A 20,363-nucleotide genomic window follows, 5' to 3' on the forward strand; every position below is an offset into this window, starting at 1 on the left:
ATCAATCCCCCGAACTCCCCCCTGCCCGTTCACGACAAAGGTCGGTCCGATATCCCGCATCCAGGCATCGTTATACGACAGCTCAACCACGCGCACAGACGCAGACATCCGTGAGCGGACATGCTCATACTGGCAGGAGATTACACCGATGGTAACCGGCTCAAATTCAGCAATCGCCACAGCCACTTCGGCAAAAGCATCCTGTGCCGGCTTCGCGCCCAGCCTCCAGGTATCTGTACGGGTGGGCCAGAGCATCCAGGTTCCCGCATGCGGTTCGAATTCGCCCGGCATACGGTAACCATCCTCTCTGGGAGTGCTTCTTATGGTGTTAGGCATCCGGTATCACCTCGGCTAATAGAATGTAGTCCATTCTATGCTAACAGTAGGACTGGTGTCACAGCGGAGGGCTATGACCCTTGAGGAGATTAACGCTCCAGTACAGCGGGCTCAGCTTGCACCACAGGCTCCTCCGGCTTCCGCCGCTTATCGCTTAAGAGAGCGAACAGTATCCCAGGGATCATAAGCAGACCGGCAAAAGCAAAGGTCCGGCTGAAGCCCTTCACCGCCGCCTGCTGCATTCCGCCTCCTGCCTGAGACAGGAGCAGCTTCACTTCACGGAATTGATTAGCGCTGTCCGCCGCAAAAGCCTTCTGTTCCGCAGGCGGCAGCTTGGCTGCTGCAAGCTCGACCGCATGAACTACAGCTGAAGCGGTATCTGCTTCCCCGCCACCGCTGTCCCTCGCTGCATTCCCTTGTTTGCCGATGGAAGCCACTGCTTCGGTTAGAACATTTTTGACAAAGGGCTGAAGCCCAGTATTCGACTGAATGACCTTAGTGGCGGAAATCCCCGCTTTGCCCAACTCGCTGTCCGTATTATGCTGCAGCACGGTCACGATAATAGCCACTCCGATGACGCTGCCCAGCGCTTTGGCCATATTGGTGACTCCTGAAGAAATGCCCACTTTGTCATCCGGCACATTGCGGACAGCGGAAGACATTACCGGCGCCATGGTAAGGCCCACACCGACACCCGCTACTAACAGGCGCACCACTACCTCTGAAAGAGCCGAGTCTGCGTGAAGTCCGCTCAAAGCATACATCGCTCCGCCAGTGACCATGATACCGGCTGCAGCGAACAGGTGACTTCCGTATTTTGCAGACAACGGACCCGAAATAGCCGAGCTTACAATCGAGCCTACAGCGATCATGGACAATACTAGACCTGCCTTTAGTTCGGTCATCCCCATCATCCGCGTCAGAAAGAAGGAAGTTAACAGGGAGAGATTCATTAGTGCTGCACCGACAATCAGCAAGGTCAGAGAAGCACCGTTGAATGTACGTATCCGCATAAGTGACAAGGGCAGCATAGGCTCCTTCCCTCTCCACTGCGTAAAGATGAACAGCAGCAGGAACATAAGGCCTGCCCCGAGCAGCCCAAGGATCACACCGGAACCCCAGCCATAATCCTGCACCTTGATCAGCGCGTACGTAATGAAGAACATCGCTCCGGTAATCCCCAGGGTTCCGCCGTAATCGATTGTCCGGCCTGCCGTATCATCCCGAGATTCCTCAATGAAGACAGCCGTCAGCACAATGCTCAGCACACCGAGCGGCACATTCACAAAAAAGATCCACTCCCAGCTCAGCTTCTGCGTAAGAATCCCGCCCAGCGCCGGGCCGCTTGCCGCCGCAATACCTGATACAGCTCCCCAGATGCCAATAATAAGGCCATGCATTTCTTTCGGAAAAGTAGTCGTAGTCAGGGGAATGGTGACCGGAACAATAATAGCCCCGGCTAGACCCTGAATCACTCGCAGCAGGATCAGAACCCCGAGAGAGGTCGCAAACCCTGCAAGCAGGGAGGTTAGCGTGAACAGGACCACCCCGAAAATGAACACCTTCTTCCGGCCAAATTGATCCGCCAGCCGCGAGGCGGTCAGAATGAATATGGCAAAAGCCAGGTTATACCCGTTCATCACCCATGAAATCCGTGATACACTCCCGCCGAAATGGCGCGTCATCTCCGGCAGGGCAATATTAATAATCGTCGTATCCAGCAGCGCCATGAAAAACCCCAGTACGATTGCCGTAAAAGATAAAGCTCTGCGCATTCTAATACTCATCTTCACCACTCCTCAAAAAAGCCTCTCGAAATGTGAACTGCAGTTCATGTTGTGATTATATGAACTGAAGTTCATGTTTGTCAACAAAAAATGAACTTTAGTTCAACTTTCATTGACAGCCCAAAACCCCTCCTCTACAATCAGTACTACAAGGGGGAGCTACCGGACATGAGTGATATGGAAGATAAGATCAGAACACCACGGCAGGAACGCAGTATCAAAACCAAAGAAGCAATTATCCAGGCGGCTATGAAGCTCTTCTCGGACAAGGGATTCTACCAGACCAATACCAAGCAAATCGCAGCGGCCGCCGGAGTATCGACAGGCAGCTTCTATTCCTATTTCGTTGATAAAAGAGCTGTTTTTATCGATGCTCTCAAAATATATGGCGACGAGCTTATGGTCCGGATCGACGCTTCGATGTCTGAGATCAACTTCAATACCATCGAACGGACCGAGCTGATTACCCATCTGGTCGACACCCTTCTCGTCTCCCATAAGGCCTTTATCGGGTACCATAAAGATCTGACGATCATGTATCATAGCGATGAGGAAATTAAGCAGCTGATGGATGCCCAGTATGAGGTGGGCCGGATCAGAACACTGAAGTATCTGCAGATGGGACAAGATGAGCTTAAGACGGAAGACGTGGAGGCTGCTTCTATCATCGTGTTCGAAACGGTCAGCGCCATCGTTGATGTCATCTCCTTCTCCCCGCAGCGTATCGCAACCGACCGGCTGAAGTCCGAGCTGGTTCAGATGGTTATCAGTTATCTGTATAAGTGAGGGTAGTCCAGACTCCGGGTCAGCACTACAAAGGGGTGCTATTGACACCCTCGGCGGCGGGGGAAGAGCGAACCGCTCACCCATCGACTGAAACAACGGCATTTCGCCCACTTGGGGCCGAAACAACTGCATTTCTGCCGTTGTTTATAGCGGTCCGGCCACCGAGGCCGAAACAACGGCAGTCCTGCCTTTGTTCATGGCGGTCCGGCCACCCGGGGCTGAGACAACGGCATTTCTGCCGTTGTTTATGGCGGTTCGCCCACTTGGGGCCGAAATAACGGCAGTCCTGCCGTTGTTCGTGGCGGTTCGCCCACTTGGGGCCGAAATAACGGCAGTCCTGCCGTTGTTACCCGCGGGTTATCCCATTCAATGACAAAAAAAGAACAGGCTGCGGGGTTGATTCACCCTCGCAGCCTGTTCTTTTTCATAATAACCAATGTTGTCCCTCCAAAGTTTCAACCCTAGAGATGCTTAGCGCTTGTCCCTCCAGAAGTTCAACGGCTCGACATCCTTCGTAATAATCTCGAACGTATAGCCTTCCTTCTTCAGCGACTCCAGCAGGCGCGGCAGTACTTTGAGTGTTGCTTTCTGGTCATGCATCAGGATCACCGGATTGGTTCTGGAGTGTTGCAGCTTATGCACCTGATTCATGACTGTTGTATAGATGGTGGCACTATCCTCTTTGTACTTCCAGTCGTCCGAATCCACATTCCAGTCCCACAGATGATAACCTTGACCCAGCACTTTGTCTCTAAAGGTCTTGGTGAAATAAGGCTTGCTGCCGTATGGCGGACGGATCAGTGTTGTTCCTTGGCCGGTGATCTTCCGCAGGATCGCGTTGTCCCCGTTCATTTCGGCCAGTGCAGCAGAGGCAGAGGCATAGAACTTCTCTTTGCGGTGCGTCATGCCATGTAAGCCCAGACCATTTCCCATCTCCACAATCCGCTTCACCTGGGAAGGATAACGGTTCATATTGGGGCCAATCATGAAGAACGTGGCTTTGACATCATACTTGTCCAGAATATCCAGCAGCTGTGACGTTGTTGCTGACGGTCCGTCATCAAAGGTCAGATACAGGGTAGTACCCGGCTTGGCTTCAGGAGTTTTTGCAGGTTCTTTGGCAGGTTCTTCGGGGGTTACTGGCGGCGTCAGCTCGCTCTTGTATTTGCTTAAGAACCCGGCGTCATCCAAGGTTGCTGAAGCATCATAGACGCGCAGTAAATATTTCTCCGGTTCAAAGGAAATGATATATCCGAGGTAGGCGCTTATCTTCAGCGGAACCATCAATGTCCCGTTCTGAAGAAACGTATCCGCCTTGACAACCGTTCCATCCTGGAGCCTAGCTCCCCCATTATCCCCCAGCAGCCTGAGCGTGCGTCCCCCGCCGTCGACCTGAATACCATCTGGAAGACCGGTGAGGGTCCACTTCAGTTCTGCCGCCAAAGCGCGGAGAGGAACATAATAGGTATCATTTTGGGATACGGCTGTGATACCGCTTAAGGTATCCCCTACCCCCAGCTTCAGAGATTTGTTCACTCCCGTTGCACTTGCTGTTGTTTGAATGATACCGAAGCACAGGAATAATGACATGAATAAGAGCATTACTTTTTTAATAGCCACCGACACAATCTCCAATCTATGTATATTTATCTATTACTTTAGCATACATAGATATAACGTAATTTGAGAGATTGTAACCGTGAGCATAAAAAGTTGTAACTGTTCTGCTGTGATAAATGACATAATGTCATTATTTTCAGAAAGAACTCAAACTTCGTCGCATGCTGTCAGAGTAAGCAAATCCCAATGAATCCGGGCCTTTTAAGGCTTAAATATTTGTGACGAAAATAGTAACATTTGTGAAATTATGAACAAAATTTGAACATTCTTAAAATAACCTTAAGGCGCACCGTTACTGTGATCTTTATCATACGTTAAGGATGTTGTAACAAATTGATCACAAATATTTAACTTAATGGACATTTTTAAGGACGATTATAGCTTTTATTACAAAATATGTATTTTGCATTATGGGTAAGTAGTTCTTACTATAGATACAGGTTAATGTTTGCCCGCTAACGATCGGTGCATGAAAAGAACTATTAAAGGAAGGAGTTCATATGAAAAAAAAGGGACCGTTATACGCTTTGTTTCTCAGCCTCATTCTCCTCCTGCCGGGATGCAGTTCTCTCGCTGTTCTGAACCCGAAGGGGCCGTCTGCACGAACTTTATCTGACACCATCATCCTTTCAATTCTCGTGATGCTCGGTGTTCTGGCTGTTGTCTACATCTTATATATCTTCGTGCTGGTGAAATACCGGGCCAAGAAAAGCAATGAAGGATACATTCCGGAGCACGAGGAGGGCAACAAGGTACTCGAAGCGATCTGGATTATTATCCCGATTATTATCGTAGCCTTCCTGTCCGTTGTGACAGTCAAAACGACTAGCGCTGTCGAGAAGCAGGCTGAAGACTACAAAGACCAGACTCCTCTCGTCATCTATGCTTCTTCTTCCAACTGGAAATGGCATTTCAGCTATCCGGAGGAAGGTATTGAAACCGTCAATTATGTCAATATGCCGGTGCACCGGGCAGTAGAGTTCAGAATGTACTCTTTCGGTACTATCACGAGCCTATGGATCCCACAGCTTGCCGGACAAAAGTATGCGATGAGCGACATGCTTACCACGCTTCATCTTTCCGCAGATACTGAAGGCTCATATATTGGCAAGAATGCCAACTTCAGCGGTAAAGGCTTCGCCCACATGGAATTCGAAGCGCTTGTCATGAGCAGCAAGGATTATGACAAGTGGGTGAAAGAGGTCAAAGAAACGGCTCCTAAGCTTACAGAGGAGGAATTCAAGGGCCTGCTCGCCACCGATTTCCTTGGACGTAAAACGTATTCTTCCACCCATCTGGAATTCAGCCCTCCTCCGGGAGACCACAGCGAGCATATGAGCGGTGAAGGCAAGGAGATGGATATGGATAACGGAAATATGGATCATCAGGACAATAAGGATATCCATCCTTCACCGGAGCCTTCGAGCCAGACCGAGTTCGACAGTAAACCGAATCCGGAAGTCGAACAGCCGCTGCCAAGCTCACCGGTAGATGAACAGACGCAAAACAGCAATTCTTAATGTACCGCTCGATGAAAGAACCTGAAAGGAGCCACCCTAATGGATTTAGACAAATTTAAGGTTCACGGCGAACCCTTGATATACGGAGCCATGATCAGTATCGCACTTGCTACTATCGGGATTCTCGTCGGGCTTACCTATTTCAAAAAATGGGGCTACCTCTGGCGCGAATGGCTGACCACGGTCGACCATAAGAAAATCGGCGTCATGTATATCCTGGCCGCGCTGCTCATGCTGTTCCGCGGAGGCGTGGACGCGATGATGATGCGTCTGCAAACCGCAGCGCCGGAAATGAAGTTCCTCGACGCACAGCACTATAATGAGGTCTTTACCACCCACGGTCTGATTATGATCCTCTTCATGGCCATGCCGTTCATTATCGGTCTGATGAATGTTATCGTACCGCTGCAAATCGGCGCACGCGACGTAGCTTTCCCGCGTCTGAACGCCGTCAGCTTCTGGCTTTTCTTTATGGGGGCCATGCTGCTTAACATTTCCTTCGTCATCGGCGGATCGCCGGATGCCGGATGGTCGGCCTACTTCCCGCTGGCAAGTCTGGAGTTTAGTCCGACGGTCGGCAACAACTACTACTCCCTGGCGCTGCAGATTTCCGGTATCGGGACTCTGATCACAGGCGTCAACTTTATCGTAACCATTCTTAAAATGCGCGCACCGGGCATGAAGCTGATGAAGATGCCGATGTTCACCTGGTCCGTATTGATCACCAACGTGATTATCGTCTTCGCCTTCCCGGTTCTGACCGTGGCTCTGGCGCTGATGATGTTCGACCGCCTGTTCGGCTCCCAATTCTTCACTATGGCCAACGGCGGGATGGATATGCTCTGGGCGAACCTGTTCTGGGTTTGGGGACATCCTGAGGTATATATCGTTATTCTGCCGGCCTTTGGTATTTATAGCGAAATTATCGCCACCTTCTCCAAAAAGAACCTGTACGGCTATACCTCCATGGTATTCAGTATGCTGATCATCTCCCTCTTGTCCTTCCTGGTATGGGCTCACCATTTCTATACCATGGGTCAAGGCGTTATGGTCAACAGCTTCTTCTCCATCACCACGATGGCAATAGCTGTACCTACCGGGGTTAAAATATTCAACTGGCTGTTTACACTGCGAAAAGGCCGTATTACCTTCACGACACCGATGCTGTACACGCTGGCCTTTATCCCGATCTTCACCATCGGCGGGGTAACGGGTGTCATGCTGGCAATGGCCAGTGCCGACTACCAGTATCACAACACCATGTTCCTGGTTGCGCATTTCCATTACGTGCTGATTCCGGGTGCTGTCTTCGCCGTTATTGCCGGGTTCCACTACTGGTTCCCGAAAGTATTCGGCTTCCGTCTGAACGAACGGCTGGGTAAGCATTCCTTCTGGTGGATTGTGATTTCCTTCAACGTTACTTTCTTCCCGCTGTTCTTCCTCGGTCTGATGGGGATGACCCGCCGGATGTACACCTATTCTAAGGAAACCGGCTTTGGCCCGCTCAATATGCTGTCCTTTGTGGGTGCGGTGGGATTGGCGATAGGCTTTGTACTGTTGGTCTACAACATCTACTGGAGCACACGCTACATGCCAAGAGATACAACAAGCGATCCTTGGGATGGACGCACACTGGAATGGGCTACGCATAGCCCAATGCCGGTCTACAACTTTGCGGTTGTGCCAAAAGTTCAGACACGTGATGCCTTTTGGTCCGCCAAGCATGACAATTTACCGCTGTTCGAAGACAAAATCACCAAGATCCATATGCCAAGCAATACCGGCAAGCCGTTTATCCTGGGTGTGATCTTCTTCTTCGCCGGCTTCTTCCTGGTCTTCAGCATGTGGATTCCTGCGATTGTTGCCGGAGTGGGTATTCTGATTATGCTGGCAGCTATGTCCTTCGACCGCGATCACGGCTATTACATCTCAGTGGATGAAGTTAACGCTACAGAAAAGAAATTGATGCGGGGTGAGACTGTATGAAAATAGATGCGTCCAAGCCGCTTGAATACTCAACAGAAGAAAACAGCAATAAAATTTTCGGGTTCTGGGTGTTTCTCGGAGCTGAAATTCCATTGTTCGCCACCTTGTTTACCGTATTCCTGGTCATGGTGGACCGCTTCGCCAGCGGCCCTAACGGAAAAGAGCTTTTTGAAATTGGCCCGGTGCTGATTGAAACCTTCCTGCTGCTGACCAGTTCCTTCACGATCGGTCTTGCGGTTCATGCCATGCGTCTAGGCTATAAAAAGGCAATGATGGTCTTCATGGCTCTCACGCTGCTGATGGGTCTGGGCTTTATCGGTATTGAAATCACTGAATTTGTGACCTACGTGCATGAAGGGGCTACGCTGCAAACGAGCGGTTTCCTCTCCAGTCTGTTCGTCCTGCTGGGAACGCACGGTGCCCACGTCAGCTTCGGCTTCCTGTGGGGAACGGCGATTATGATTCAGCTGTGGCGTCAGGGCATTAACCCGGCTACAGCCAACAAAGCATTTATCTTCTCACTGTTCTGGCATTTCCTGGACGTTGTCTGGATCTTTATCTTCAGCTTCGTCTACCTGAAAGGACTGATGTGACATGATGAAGCAACTGTTCCCAATTCGCCATGTGATGGGTTATCTGGCCTCTCTGGTCCTTTCTGCCGCAGCGCTCATTGTTATCTATGGTGATCTCTCACACGGCGCCAACATGGCCGTACTGCTGATCACAGCTCTGATTCAGGCTTCCCTGCAGCTGTTCGTGTTCATGCACATCGGGGAATCGGCAGATACCAAGAAAGAGCTGTACATTAATATCGGCTATGCACTCTTCGTAGGTCTGGTTACCATCTTCGGTACTTTGTTCATCTTCGTATGGGGATGGTACTCTTAAGACATGAACCCAATGGTTCCTTTGGATCTTACTAACAAGCGGTCTGTTCCGGTATTCTGCCGGACGGACCAACCAAACAAGCAGCCCCCTGAGAGCTTCTGGCTCCAGGGGGCTGCTTGTTTGGTTGTATTAAAGTTTAAAGTGCGCCAAATCCATCTTCAACTTCTCGGCCAATGTGGCCAGATACTGAGCCGACATCGACATTTCGCCCATCGCAGTCAATTGTTCTTCGCTGGCGGCGCTTGTATCCTGCACATCGCCCGCACCCTTGCGCGAAGCTTCGCTTACCTGCTCCATAGCCTGTGATACCGTTTGGGCTTCAAGAGACACATGTAGGGTGGCCTTACGAATCTCTTCGGTCTGGCGAACAGCACTTCTAATAGACTCCTGTATGGTATTGATTTCTGCCGAGAGTCTACCCAGATCACTGAACTTCTCCCGGCTGGAGGAAGCGCTGAGATCCGTCTGCTTCATCTGCCCAAGGATAACTTCCACTGCGTCAGCACCATGATCGATGGAAGCCGCGGCTGCAGCCATGAGCACAGACATTTCATTGCTTCCTCTCTCAACAGCAGCAATATCCTTCACCATCTTATGCACGGATTGCGAAGTGCGGCCAATCGTCTCTGCCTGCACATTGAACCCGGTGGCGATTTCACTAGAGTTCTCGGCGATTAACCGCGATGCACGGGCAGTCTGCTCTGCACTGTCACTCATTTGCTGTGAGGAGGCCGACAGCATTTCAGCACTCTCCGAAACCCCCTGCATCATGAGCCTTAGGCTACCCAGCATCGCATTGAATGAACCGTTGATCTGCCCAATATCGTCCCGAGAGTTATAGGTAGCTGCTGCGGTCAAATCTCCCGTTTCAACGCGCTTCATCAGCGTCTGCAATTCTCTCAGCGGCTTAGTCATCCCCCTTGAGATCATGAAGCAGACTCCTGCACACAGAAGTACGGCTGTAATGATCAGGAAAATGCTCATCGTCCTGGAGCTATTGGCATTCAGCAGAGTCGTCTGATTATGATCCCCGGCATCTTGAACCAGCAGCACGCCGGCATCTTCAAGGAGGCCTACCATAGTCTTCCGTGATTCCTTGAAGCTGGTGCCCGAAAATATCTGATAACCCTCGTTGACCAGGTTCTTGTTGGCGAGCTTGATGATATTATCACGCTGTGCCCGGTAATCCGGCAGCAGAGACAAATATTGATATATTTTATTCGAAATCTCTTTATTGCCGAATGAAATACCCTTCAGCTGGTTGATCAGATTATTGTTAGTATTGATGTTCTCTTTGATGGCTGCGTTGAACTCCTGTTTCTTGGCATCGTCCTTGTTGATCAGATTCTCCAACAGGAACGACTCAATCGCCCGGTTGTTTCCGCGTATTTCTGCAATCAGATAGAGTGGCTGCAGATTCTGATTGTAAGCTTCCCTGGATTTGTCAGCCATGTGATCGGTAGTAATCATGCCGATAGCTCCAATCCCGGAGAGCATGATCACAAAAATCATCACCAGCAATAATATTCTATGTCTAATCTTAAGATGTTTCATATTTCCGGTTCCCGCCTTCTCCGAATCTTGCTGTACATATTTTATCGGAGAAAAAGGTCGAAAGTATGATGATTCTACCGAGAAATTTGTCGAAATAGCGAATATTATAGTACATTTCATGACTTTAAGACTAGATAACCACTCATTCCTGAAGCAGCCCGTATTTTTTACGGAACCGTTTCAGCACTTTGGTCCACCCTCCGGCGAGAACGGCCAGGAAAAACACATTGGACAAGGCATGGGCCAGATCCAGATAAAAGCTTGATGCATAGGCGGTCGCCACCAGTCCCCAGCTGAACGCATCAGGAAGACTGATCAGATACCAGATATTCATAATCCAGCCGAACAAAAAACCCCATACGAAGCCAAAAACAAGCATTCCGCCCTTTTTCTTCATCCACCAGGTATTCCGCAGCCAGCCCGCCGTCAGACCAACCATCCCCCAGGCGAACATTTGCCAGGGCGTCCATGGACCCTGCCCGAAATAGATATTAGACACCAGTGCTGCCACTGCGCCGATGATGAAGCCCGCTTCTGCCCCGAAAACATAGGCCGACAAAATGACAATGGCAGATACCGGCTTTACACTCGGCAAGGCAGCAAAAGGAATGCGGCTGACCGCAGCGACAGCAGACAGCACTGCCAGCAGTACTAGCTCTCTGGACTCAAGCGGACGCCGTTCCAGCCGGAGGAACAGCGGCAGCAGGGTCACTGCCAGCAGCACTAAGCTGAGCAGCATATAATGGCGGTCCTTCAGCGCAGAGGTAAGCGCCAGGCCGGCTACAAATAACCCGAGTGCGATCAGGAGGGGGAAGCGAAAACGGACCACGTTTTCATCACATCCTCTATCGTCAATGCCTGCGGCAGCAGATCCCGCACCATGCGGTTGACCACAGTCGTATAGAAATAATTGCTGCTGAAAAACTCCGCCGGCGCCCCCTCTGACGTAATTGCGCCGTCGAACAGCATCGCGCAGCGCGAGGCATATCTCGCAGCAAATTCAACATCATGTGTTACCAGAACGATACTGACTCCCCGGCTGCGCAAGTCCCCAAGCAAAACAGCCAGCCGATCCTTGGCTCCGGGGTCCAGCCCCTTCGTCGGCTCATCCAGCAGCAGAATGTCTGGTGAGAGCAGCATAACCATGGCGAGCGCCAGCTTCTGCTGCTGGCCGCCGCTGATATCATGCGGATGGCTGAGCAGGAGGTTCTCCAGCTGAAAGGTTTTGAGGAGACGGGATATTTCCTGTTCCGCCCTTTCTCCGGACAGCCCGGCGTACTCTGCCATCTGCTTCAGCTCCTCCTGAACCGTGTCGTAGCTGAAGTATAGCAGCGGGTTCTGGGCCAGAAAACCGCTGGTAATTCCTTTGCCCAGCGTGATCTTGCCGCGCTGGGGCTTAAGTAGACCATTCATTACATGCAGCAGCGACGATTTCCCGGCCCCATTCCCGCCCATTATAGCCAGAAGCTCTCCCCGGTACAGCGATAACGAGAGCTTCTTAAGCACCTCTGCCCCGTCCTTGGTGTAGCGGAAGGTCACTTCCCGGCAACTGAGCAGCAGCTCGGTAGAGGGTGCTGGGACCGTACGTGAAGCGCCTGCGGATGAAACTGTGCTACCGGGATCTTCAGGGGCTCTGAAGGCCGCTGCGGTCCCAGTGAATGTCTGTGCGTTGTGTGCAGCAGAGCCAGCTCCTCCAGACGCATCGTAAGTATCCTTCCCTGCCTCTATTCCATCCAGGGAATGCAGCCAGCGCTTGCCTTCACGGACGGTCAGCGGGATAGACTCCGGCGGAGCAGAAGCTTCGTCCGGTGCAAGGGCAAGGAAAAGACGCGAGGCGGTCGGCAGATACGCCCTATGTGTTGAGTCCGCTTCCTTGCCAGCCTGGCGCACGAAATCACGGGGCGTACCCTGGAACCGCAGCTCCCCTTCTTCCAGCAGCAGCACCCGGTCAGCCAGCGGCAGCACTTCCTCCAGACGGTGCTCGCTGATTATTATCGTCACCGACAGTTCCTCATTCAACCGGTGCAGCGTCTGGATGAATTCCCGCGCTGCAACCGGATCGAGCTGTGAGGTCGGTTCGTCCAGCAGCAGCAGCTTCGGCTGCAGCAGCAGTACAGAGGCCAGATTGAGCAGCTGCTTTTGGCCTCCGGAGAGCTCATGTATGGGCCGGTACAGCAGCGGCTCCAGCCCGAACAGGCCGGCGATCTCTGCCAGCCTGCTGCGCATGACCGCAGGCGGATAGCCCATATTCTCCATTGAAAAAGCCAGCTCATGCCACACCGTGTCCATCACGATCTGAGCATCCGGGTTCTGGAACACCATCCCGATTTCTCCGGCAGCAAGCTCCGCCGGCAGATCAGACAAAGGACTCCCTTTGTAAGCGATCATCCCGCTAACCTTACCCACTGGAGCAAGCTCACGCTTCAAATGGCGCAGGAGCGTGGTTTTGCCTCCGCCGGACGGGCCGAGGAGCACCACAAATTCACCTTCCTCTACCTTAAATGAGAGCTCATGGAGCGAGTCCCTGTCTTCTTCAGGGTAGCTGAAGGATAACTGCTGTGCCGTGAGGATCTCCATAACCATTTCTCCTTTCCTTCCAGGGCCAGCGGCGTCAGCACGAACACGCAGAAGCTGGCATACATCGCAGCATCAGCCCAGCCGAGGTGCATCGGCTTCATCCGCGGATAAATGTCCAGCACCCCATACCCTTTCATCCAAAAAAACAGCGGAATCCATCCGCTTACCGTAAACAGCAGCAGCATGGCTTTATCCTGCAGGTCCAGCTTGTATATTCCGTATACGCTGCGTTTGCGGATACCATACCCGCGCGCTTTCATCGAGTCTGCCGTCTGCAGGGCCTCTTCCAGTGACCAGGTCAGCAGCACCTTGAGCAGCGTCATGCCGTCCCTCATTCTGGAGCGCAGACTGCCCTTGCCCGCATCCACTCCCCGAATCCGCTGGATCAGGGTGATCTGCCGCAGCCGCCGCTGGAACAAAGGGACGAACCGCATGGTCATGAGATTAAGCAGAGTGGTCCGGGGGGCAGCCGCAGCGAACAGATACATGAATTTATCAGTGGTCACCGTGTAATTGTAAGAGATGAACAGAATAAAGACAGCCAGCAGGACCAACATCATCATCAGCCCGTACAGCACGGCTTCCAGTGTAATCGGCTGATCCATAAAATAAAACAAGATATGCGCCCCCCTGTGTGAAAACAAGGGGTTCAGCACTGCCACGGAACCCGCCATCAGCAGATAAAAGGGCAGGCCGCGCAGCAGCCCGCGTCCTTGTCCCTGCAGCACCAGGAGCAAGATCAGTCCGGCAATCTCCGTTACCAGGAACAAAGGATGAAACAGCAAGGCGGCGAATAATAACAGCCCTGCATAATAGACCAGCGCCACCGAAGGATGCATCGAGCGGAAGCCGCTACTCATTGCACTTCGGCCCCCACATCCTTGCCGAGATCCAGCGTATACAGCCACTCCACGGTATCTCCAGGTTTCAGTGTGTAGCCGCCTGCCCCCTTGCCGGGGATTTCACCGTTGACTCTGTATATCCAGCCGCTCTCCGGCCCGTGGTCAAACTCATAGAGATTATCTATTCCTTCTACATAAGCGAAGCTTTTGGCACCCTGGTATTCCATTTGAATTTTATTCTTGCGGGTAATGCGCTTCAGCAGCTCCAGCGCACTCTCGCCGTCCTTGACTTCAACGGCGGCTGCCGCAAAAATCGTCCCGTGCTCCTTGTCTCCGGTAATGGAGAACGTGACGGTGTCTTCAGCCCCGGCAGGCTTCGCCGGGGCGGCTGATGCGGCAGCAGTCGGCTTCACAGCTGCCGGGGCTTGCGCTGTGGCGGGAGGCTTCGCCGTTGCCGCTGGCTTAGTGCCTGCCGAGGGCTTCGTGCCCGCAGCAGGCTTCGCAGGCCCGGCCGGGGCTTGCGCCGTGGCCGGAGCTGCGCTGGCGGCCGCCGGCGCGGATGCAACCGGCGCAGCAGCGCTGCCCGTAACGGGAGCTGGCTCCGTTACGGCAGCGTCAGACGGCGCGGCGTCAGCGGCCGCGCCGGAAGCGGCGGGCGGCGGCGCAGATGCAGCCGCCCCCGTGGACGTCCCGGCAGCGGATTCCGCGCTGGACGGCACGGGGCTTGCGGCATCCCCGGGGATAGGGGACGCCGGGTTCTGGGGCTGCGGGCTCTGCACCGCAGCCGTATTCGCGGCGGCGGGGCTTGGACCGCCGCCGGCTGTGTCTGCGCCGGCTGCGCAGCCGGCGAGCAGCAGCGCTGCGGCCAGAAGCAGCAGCGGGTAAGACAACCATTGCTGGATGGACCTCAACATGAACATGGACACCTCCGGGAAAAGGGAAAGGAACGGGGCTGCAGACTGCTCCCCCGTTCCGTTCTTTTACAATATGATTGCTGGTATAACAGGCACTGTCTCTACTTCATAACCGGACAGGCCTATAAGGACTGGAAATTACTGCAAAGTAACGCCTCCTGAGTCCGTTATTCGTGTAACATCAAGGCAATCTTACAGCCACAACAGCCGCCATTTCTCTGGTGACCGCTGCCGCCGGGTCAAAGGTTCCGCCAGATCCGGTCATATAGCCGAGCTGAGTGACGGAACGGACAGCAGATAGCGCGTAGCTGCTGATCCGGGCCTCGTCTGTAAATTTCACAGCCTGCGGGGCTGACGCAGAAGCTGTATTTTCCAGCTTGAGCGCTCTGGCGATCATGACAGCCATATCCTGGCGGGAGATGATGCCGTTCGGATTAAAGGTTGTAGCCGTGATCCCATCGACAATGCCGAGCTGTTTGGCTCTCAGCACTATTCCATAATACCATGCGCCAGTCTTGACGTCGCTGAATACCGGTGCACTGCTTGCCGGAGAAGGCTCATTGTGGGTCAGTCTGAGCAGCAGAGCCGCAAATTCCGCACGGGTAATCTTCTGCTTCGGCGCAAAGATCAGGCTGTTTCCGCTGACCCCTTCCATCAGCTTCCGGGTGTAAGCCTGATGCACGGAATCCAGCGCCCAAGCCGAAATCAGGTCCTCATCAGTGAATACCGCTCCCCCGGTCACACCGGAAGTAGAAATGCTGAAGAGCTTCGACTCACCGTTCAGATAACGGCTATACGCTGTCAGTGCCAGTAGTGCCTGCTCGGTGGCTACGCTGTTCGCGGGTTGTCCCAGTGTGTGCGCATAACCGCCGTCCGCTTGCCGGAAGGAAGCCAGATGGCTAAGCAATCCGCCTTTGGCTTTGACAAACCGGGAGTCATTCGGGCCGATGCCCGCAGCACTCAGGGCAATAATCACCTGCGCTGTACTCTCACTGTTCGCCTCACCAGCCTGTTTGTAGCCGCCGTCTTCCTGCTGCTGCTGTGACAGCCAGGCAATGGCCTTGTCTATTGCCGCCGCAACAGCAGCCTGGTCAGCATGAGCAGCAAGTGCGGTAACCGCCATTGCGGTAATATCCGGATCTGCTGTTCCGCCTGCAGTGAGCGGGAATCCGCCGTCTTTATCCTGAGCTTCGAGCAGGGCTTGAGTCAGGCGTTCTTTGGTCCACTTGGCACTCGAAGGCACCGTATAGGAGCCGCTATCCAGGGCAATCAGGGCAAAAATTAGACCGTTATTTCCCTGGCTGGTCAACTTGTCATTGTTGTAGATTTTCTCAATGAGGTTATAGCCGCCGAACGTCTGCGGATCTGCACCCGCAGCAGCCTCACCCAAGACTAGACGCTCATAGTCTGTAACCTTGCGGAGCTGCCCCTGACTGTCCGACAGCTGCTCCTTCACACCTGCCAGATAAGCAGCAGGCACCGCATGACCTGAACGGGCAAGCCCAACAGCCTGCCAGTCACTAAGCTCTTCCATTGCTGTTATGCCCTTCGCTGTAGCAGCAATGTCGCTTTTCAGCTGCTCTGGCTTTGGCTCCCACTTGCTGCGGTCAACCACTGCGTAGTCGGTGAAGTGGCTAACCTTTCCGGTGAGAACCCCCGTCTTGGCATCCAATACCGACGGAACCGGAATCCAGCGGCCTGTGGCAGGATCAAGCCAGGCCAAGGCCAGATTAGCTGGATTAAGGACGGTTACAGGCACCGTAATGGACAAGTCGACCGGCTTCACAAATTTGGTACCATCCGGGGAGAAGGTGTACAGCCCCGATACCAGCTCCTTGCGGGACGAGCTGTTCTCCCGCACGCTGATCTTCACGGTTCCGGTAACCGCACCGGCCGGAATCAGCAGTTGCACTTCACCGCCACTGTCCTTTAAGGCTGCACCTGCACCAGGGGTAACCTCCTGATCGAAGGCAGCAGAGTTTGCCGTGAATTTCCCGCTCAGTGCCGCCGCTTCTGACGCCGTCATTCTCGCGTTCAGGTTCGTAACGGCTGTTGTCTGCCCCACCTGATTCAGCGGAAGAGTGTTGTCAGTGGTGATGTCCACGGTTCCCGTACTTCCCGGGAGACCGCCTGCGCCTGGAGAAGTGGTTTCATAATCTGTCGTGTAGGACCAGACAAGCACATCTCCATTACTCAATTTATAATCAGCCGCACTAAATCCAGGGTCCTTACCATTTACGTAATAGAGCCATCCGCTTTTGGGTCCCCGGTCAAATTCTTTGAGACCGTCGATAGACACCACATACAGGCTTCCGCCGGAGGTCGTGGCCTCCACTTTGCCCCCCAATTGGCGTTTCAGCAGGCTGTATGCCGTTTCCCCCGAGTTCAAGACCACCTGCGTGCTGGGCAGAATCGTTCCTTTGGCACTGTCCCCGATAACCGAGATCGTTGCCGATGCCGGCTGAGGCACAACTGCCGGATCTGTAACGGTCAGCTTTTGCGTATAGCGGGCAATTTTCGGCGTGCTGTCGGCAACATAGCCGGTCACGGCCAGCGTGTACGCACCCGCAGGCAGACCTTTGTCAAAGACAGCGATACCTTGGTCATTAGTAGTTACTGCTATACCGCCAATGGTAACCTGTACACCCGCTGCCGGCGTTACCACCGGGTCAGAGGTGAAGGTGGTATTATTCCAGACCCACTGCTTCTGCGCTACTGTAACGGTGAACTTTTCACCCGGCTTCGGCTGCGCCGGAGCAACTGACAGTGAATTGACAACATGCGTGTTGTCACCGGTATAGTAGACCAGCACCCGGTCGGATTGCTGCAATACAAAATCATTCAGTCCTACCTCGGGGTAGATCCACTCCCCGCCGCGCGATACTGCAAACCCCCAATAATCATTCGGGCTGTAAGTGCCATTCTTGATGCCATCGATACCCCATACAAAGCTGCCAAAAGAGGATTCCGTAATATTCAGTGGAATATGGTCCGAAGCAGCCAGTTGGAGCAGCGCGTCAAACGCGTTGAACGCCTCCAGTGTGCCTTCGGCTACCGGCCCCTGCGGCCCTTCAATGGACAGATAAGATGTCACATTGCTCTGGGATATTTTCAGGGATTGTGCATGGCGGGCGATCTTTGGCGTGTTGTCGGCAACGTACCCGGTTACTGCTAGTGTGTATATTTTGCCGGGCAGACCGTCCTTAAAGCTGGCTGTGCCTTGACTGTCCGTAGTGACGGATTTGCCGCCAATGGTAACCTGTACACCCGTCGCCGGGGAGGTTACCGGATCATTGTTGAATGTGGCTGAATTCCACACCCATTTTTTTTGCGTCACGGTAACGGTAAAAGCCTCGCCCGGCTTAGGTTGCGCTGGACTGACCTGTACCTTATCCACCACCTGGGTATCCGCACCGGCATAATACACCAGCACCCGGTCGGATACCTCCAGTACGTAATCCCCCATCCCTACAGACGGGTAGATCCATTCGCCGCCCCGCTGCACCGCAAAGCTCCAATAGCCCTTATACGTGCCGCTCTCTATTCCATTAATCGCCGAGACATAGCTGCCAAAAGAGGATTCTGTAATCTTCAGCGGAATATTCCCAGACTCAGCGAGTTTCTTCAGCGCTTCCAGTGCATTATACGCCTCCAGCGTACCGTCGATGACTGGTCCCTGTGGACCTTCAACCGACAGATAAGCCGCTACATTCTTGGGAGCGATCTTCAAAGGCTGCGTATATTTCGCAACTGCAGGGGCCTTCCCCGGAGCGTAGCCGGTCACAGCAAGCGTATAATCACCTGCTGGAATTCCTCCGGTAAAAGCTGCAATGCCTTTTGCATCTGTTGTGACCGTATGATCCCCAATCGTCACCTGTACCCCGGCAGCGCTTGAGGTTACCGGACTGGAAGTGGCTGTGGTATTATTCCATACCCATGTTTTTTGGGTGACCGTGACGTTAAAAGCTTCACCCTCTCTAGGCTGCACCTTGGAAAGGGCTACTTGATCTACAAGCTGTGTATCGCTGCCGGCATAATAAACCAGCAGCTTGTCCGACTCCTTCAGCTTGAAGTCTTTCATGCCTACATCGACGCTTGCCCATTCACCGCCGCGCGAAACAGCATACATCCAGCCATCATACCCGCCGTAGATCCCGGCAGAGATGCTGCCGATACCCGTAACATAGTTACCGGAAGGGTTCGTAACCGGCAGGCCATTTGCCGCAGCTACTTTGTCCAGCGCCTCGAGTACATTCCCTGCATATGCGCTGCCCTGGCCCAGTGTCTTCTCAGGGCCTTCGATCGTGAGCGGCACATAGACTAACGGATTCTGCGGTGCCTGCTTGGAAAAGTCATACAGTTTGCCGTTCGTTCCACCGCTGAACAAGCTGTAAGCCACCAGCGCCTGGAGTCCCTGCTCCGTGGCCAGCACATTGGCACTGCCGCCTTGATTATGGGCAAAGGCACCACTCTCCAACCGGAAGCTCAGAAGTCTGCTGATCAGATCTGCTTCGTTCTTGGTGAACTCGTCACTGGTGGGGTCTACGCCATAAGAAGACAGGGCAATGATGGCCTGGGCCACACTTTCACTGCTGTCCCCATAACCGCCGCTGGCATCCTGTTTGGCAGCCAGCCAGGCTACGGCTTTTTGTCCGGCTGTCGCAACAGCCGGGTCATTCTTATGAGCAGAGAGTGCGGTCAGGACGATGGCCGTCATATCCGGATCGCTCGCTCCCGGGAACAGAGCGAAGCCGCCGTCACTGTTTTGCTTAGATAGAATTTCGCTTAATAATGATGTCTGATTCCATTTGGCATCCCCTGGAAGTGTATAGCTTCCGGAATCCAGTGCCAGCAATGCATATACCGGAGCATTCAGCGACTGGCCGCTAATTTTGTCACTGTTGTAGATGCGCTCCAGCAGATTGTACCCTGCCCCCGAACCGCTTCCGGCAAAGTTCGCCGGATCCCCGCCGGTCGCCCGCACAGCAAGTACAATCCGCGCATAATCCGTAACATTCGGGAAGGTGCCTCCCGCAGCCTGCACCTTCTGTGCAAGCGACTGGGCATAGCTCTCCGGCACCCGGTAGCCCGCCTGGGCCAGGCCGATTGCCTGCCACTCCGAAGTCACACCGCCGCTAATAACATATTCAGCAGCTGTATACGTTGCCTGCGAGACCGTCACCTGTCCCCCGGAATCCGCTGAAGTTAGTGCCGCTACTGCTTCTCCGTCCGCAGCATGGTCAGCCGCATACACAGCGTCTGCAACACTATTCGTTACCTTGTTAACGGAGGCTCCTGCCGCAGCAAAAGCCTGTCCCGCCGGAACCACAGCGGTACCTGTAATCGAAATAACCAGTAATAAGACCAGACCAAGTACAAAGGACTTGGCAGAATACAATGTCTTCATCGTCAACCTCTTTCCTTTTTAATGAAATGTGGATTGTAGTGCACTGCAGGGGTAACCTTAACAACATAAAGACCACCCTTGTTCAGGGCGGCCCGGAAGAATACAAAGTGAAGGCTACGGCGCTCCTAAGCTCCGGACTCCATCCA

14 protein-coding genes are annotated in these 20,363 nt (G+C 53.4%); 5 read left to right on the forward strand and 9 right to left on the reverse strand.

Translation table 11 applies throughout. The features are described from left to right. Positions 1–336, reverse strand: a 336-nt coding sequence (locus tag A3849_RS07835) for an agmatine deiminase family protein (protein WP_178382636.1), incomplete at its 3' end; no start/stop codon positions are given. 89 nt (positions 337–425) lie between these two features. Continuing rightward, the gene (locus tag A3849_RS07840) at positions 426–2,123 is read right to left on the reverse strand and encodes an MFS transporter (protein ID WP_074110915.1); all 1,698 of its coding nucleotides are present in this window, start codon (positions 2,121–2,123) and stop codon (positions 426–428) included. Positions 2,124–2,291: 168 nt separating this feature from the next. Between A3849_RS07840 and A3849_RS07845 the strand changes: the two genes are divergently transcribed. After that, positions 2,292–2,909 (forward strand): TetR/AcrR family transcriptional regulator, encoded by a 618-nt coding sequence (locus tag A3849_RS07845; RefSeq protein WP_074110916.1) that lies wholly within the window; start codon positions 2,292–2,294, stop codon positions 2,907–2,909. A 471-nt stretch (positions 2,910–3,380) separates the two neighbouring features. Here the strand turns inward: A3849_RS07845 and A3849_RS07850 are convergent, their stop codons facing one another. After that, the gene (locus A3849_RS07850; protein WP_256700693.1) at positions 3,381–4,529 is read right to left on the reverse strand and encodes a polysaccharide deacetylase family protein; all 1,149 of its coding nucleotides are present in this window, start codon (positions 4,527–4,529) and stop codon (positions 3,381–3,383) included. A 500-nt stretch (positions 4,530–5,029) separates the two neighbouring features. On the opposite strand from A3849_RS07850, the gene qoxA reads away from it, so the two are divergent. The 4 genes from qoxA to qoxD are packed head-to-tail and all read left to right on the forward strand — an operon-like array spanning position 5,030 to position 8,923. After that, positions 5,030–6,049, forward strand: coding sequence for a cytochrome aa3 quinol oxidase subunit II (gene qoxA, locus A3849_RS07855; protein ID WP_074110918.1), 1,020 nt, complete (start codon positions 5,030–5,032; stop codon positions 6,047–6,049). 39 nt (positions 6,050–6,088) lie between these two features. Then, positions 6,089–8,035: a cytochrome aa3 quinol oxidase subunit I gene (qoxB, locus tag A3849_RS07860; RefSeq protein ID WP_074110919.1), complete on the forward strand. Its 1,947-nt coding sequence runs from the start codon at positions 6,089–6,091 to the stop codon at positions 8,033–8,035. Next, positions 8,032–8,628, forward strand: coding sequence for a cytochrome (ubi)quinol oxidase subunit III (locus tag A3849_RS07865; RefSeq protein ID WP_074082968.1), 597 nt, complete (start codon positions 8,032–8,034; stop codon positions 8,626–8,628). Before qoxB ends, A3849_RS07865 begins: the two co-directional genes overlap by 4 nt. 1 nt (position 8,629) lies before the next feature. After that, on the forward strand, positions 8,630–8,923 hold the full coding sequence (gene qoxD, locus A3849_RS07870) for a cytochrome aa3 quinol oxidase subunit IV (protein WP_178381867.1): 294 nt from the start codon (positions 8,630–8,632) through the stop codon (positions 8,921–8,923). Positions 8,924–9,052: 129 nt separating this feature from the next. Here the strand turns inward: qoxD and A3849_RS07875 are convergent, their stop codons facing one another. The 6 genes from A3849_RS07875 to A3849_RS07900 all read right to left on the reverse strand — a co-directional run bounded on the left by A3849_RS07875 (position 9,053) and on the right by A3849_RS07900 (position 20,217). Beyond that, entirely contained in the window at positions 9,053–10,477 is a 1,425-nt protein-coding gene (locus A3849_RS07875) for a methyl-accepting chemotaxis protein (RefSeq protein ID WP_074110920.1), read from the reverse strand. Positions 10,478–10,619: 142 nt separating this feature from the next. Further along, positions 10,620–11,306 carry an ECF transporter S component gene (locus A3849_RS07880; protein WP_074110921.1) on the reverse strand — a complete coding sequence of 229 codons (687 nt, stop codon included), beginning with the start codon at positions 11,304–11,306 and terminating at the stop codon, positions 10,620–10,622. After that, entirely contained in the window at positions 11,279–13,054 is a 1,776-nt protein-coding gene (locus A3849_RS07885; protein WP_074110922.1) for an ABC transporter ATP-binding protein, read from the reverse strand. The genes A3849_RS07880 and A3849_RS07885 overlap by 28 nt, the downstream gene beginning before the upstream one ends. Further along, the gene (locus tag A3849_RS07890; protein WP_074110923.1) at positions 12,970–13,914 is read right to left on the reverse strand and encodes an energy-coupling factor transporter transmembrane component T; all 945 of its coding nucleotides are present in this window, start codon (positions 13,912–13,914) and stop codon (positions 12,970–12,972) included. Before A3849_RS07890 ends, A3849_RS07885 begins: the two co-directional genes overlap by 85 nt. Next, entirely contained in the window at positions 13,911–14,810 is a 900-nt protein-coding gene (locus A3849_RS07895; RefSeq protein WP_074111003.1) for a DUF4430 domain-containing protein, read from the reverse strand. Before A3849_RS07895 ends, A3849_RS07890 begins: the two co-directional genes overlap by 4 nt. A gap of 181 nt (positions 14,811–14,991) precedes the next feature. Next, positions 14,992–20,217, reverse strand: coding sequence for an S-layer homology domain-containing protein (locus tag A3849_RS07900; RefSeq protein ID WP_074110924.1), 5,226 nt, complete (start codon positions 20,215–20,217; stop codon positions 14,992–14,994). Between the last annotated feature and the right edge of the window lie 146 nt (positions 20,218–20,363).

This window comes from Paenibacillus sp. P46E, assembly GCF_001909095.1.
GTDB lineage: Bacteria > Bacillota > Bacilli > Paenibacillales > Paenibacillaceae > Paenibacillus_AQ > Paenibacillus_AQ helianthi.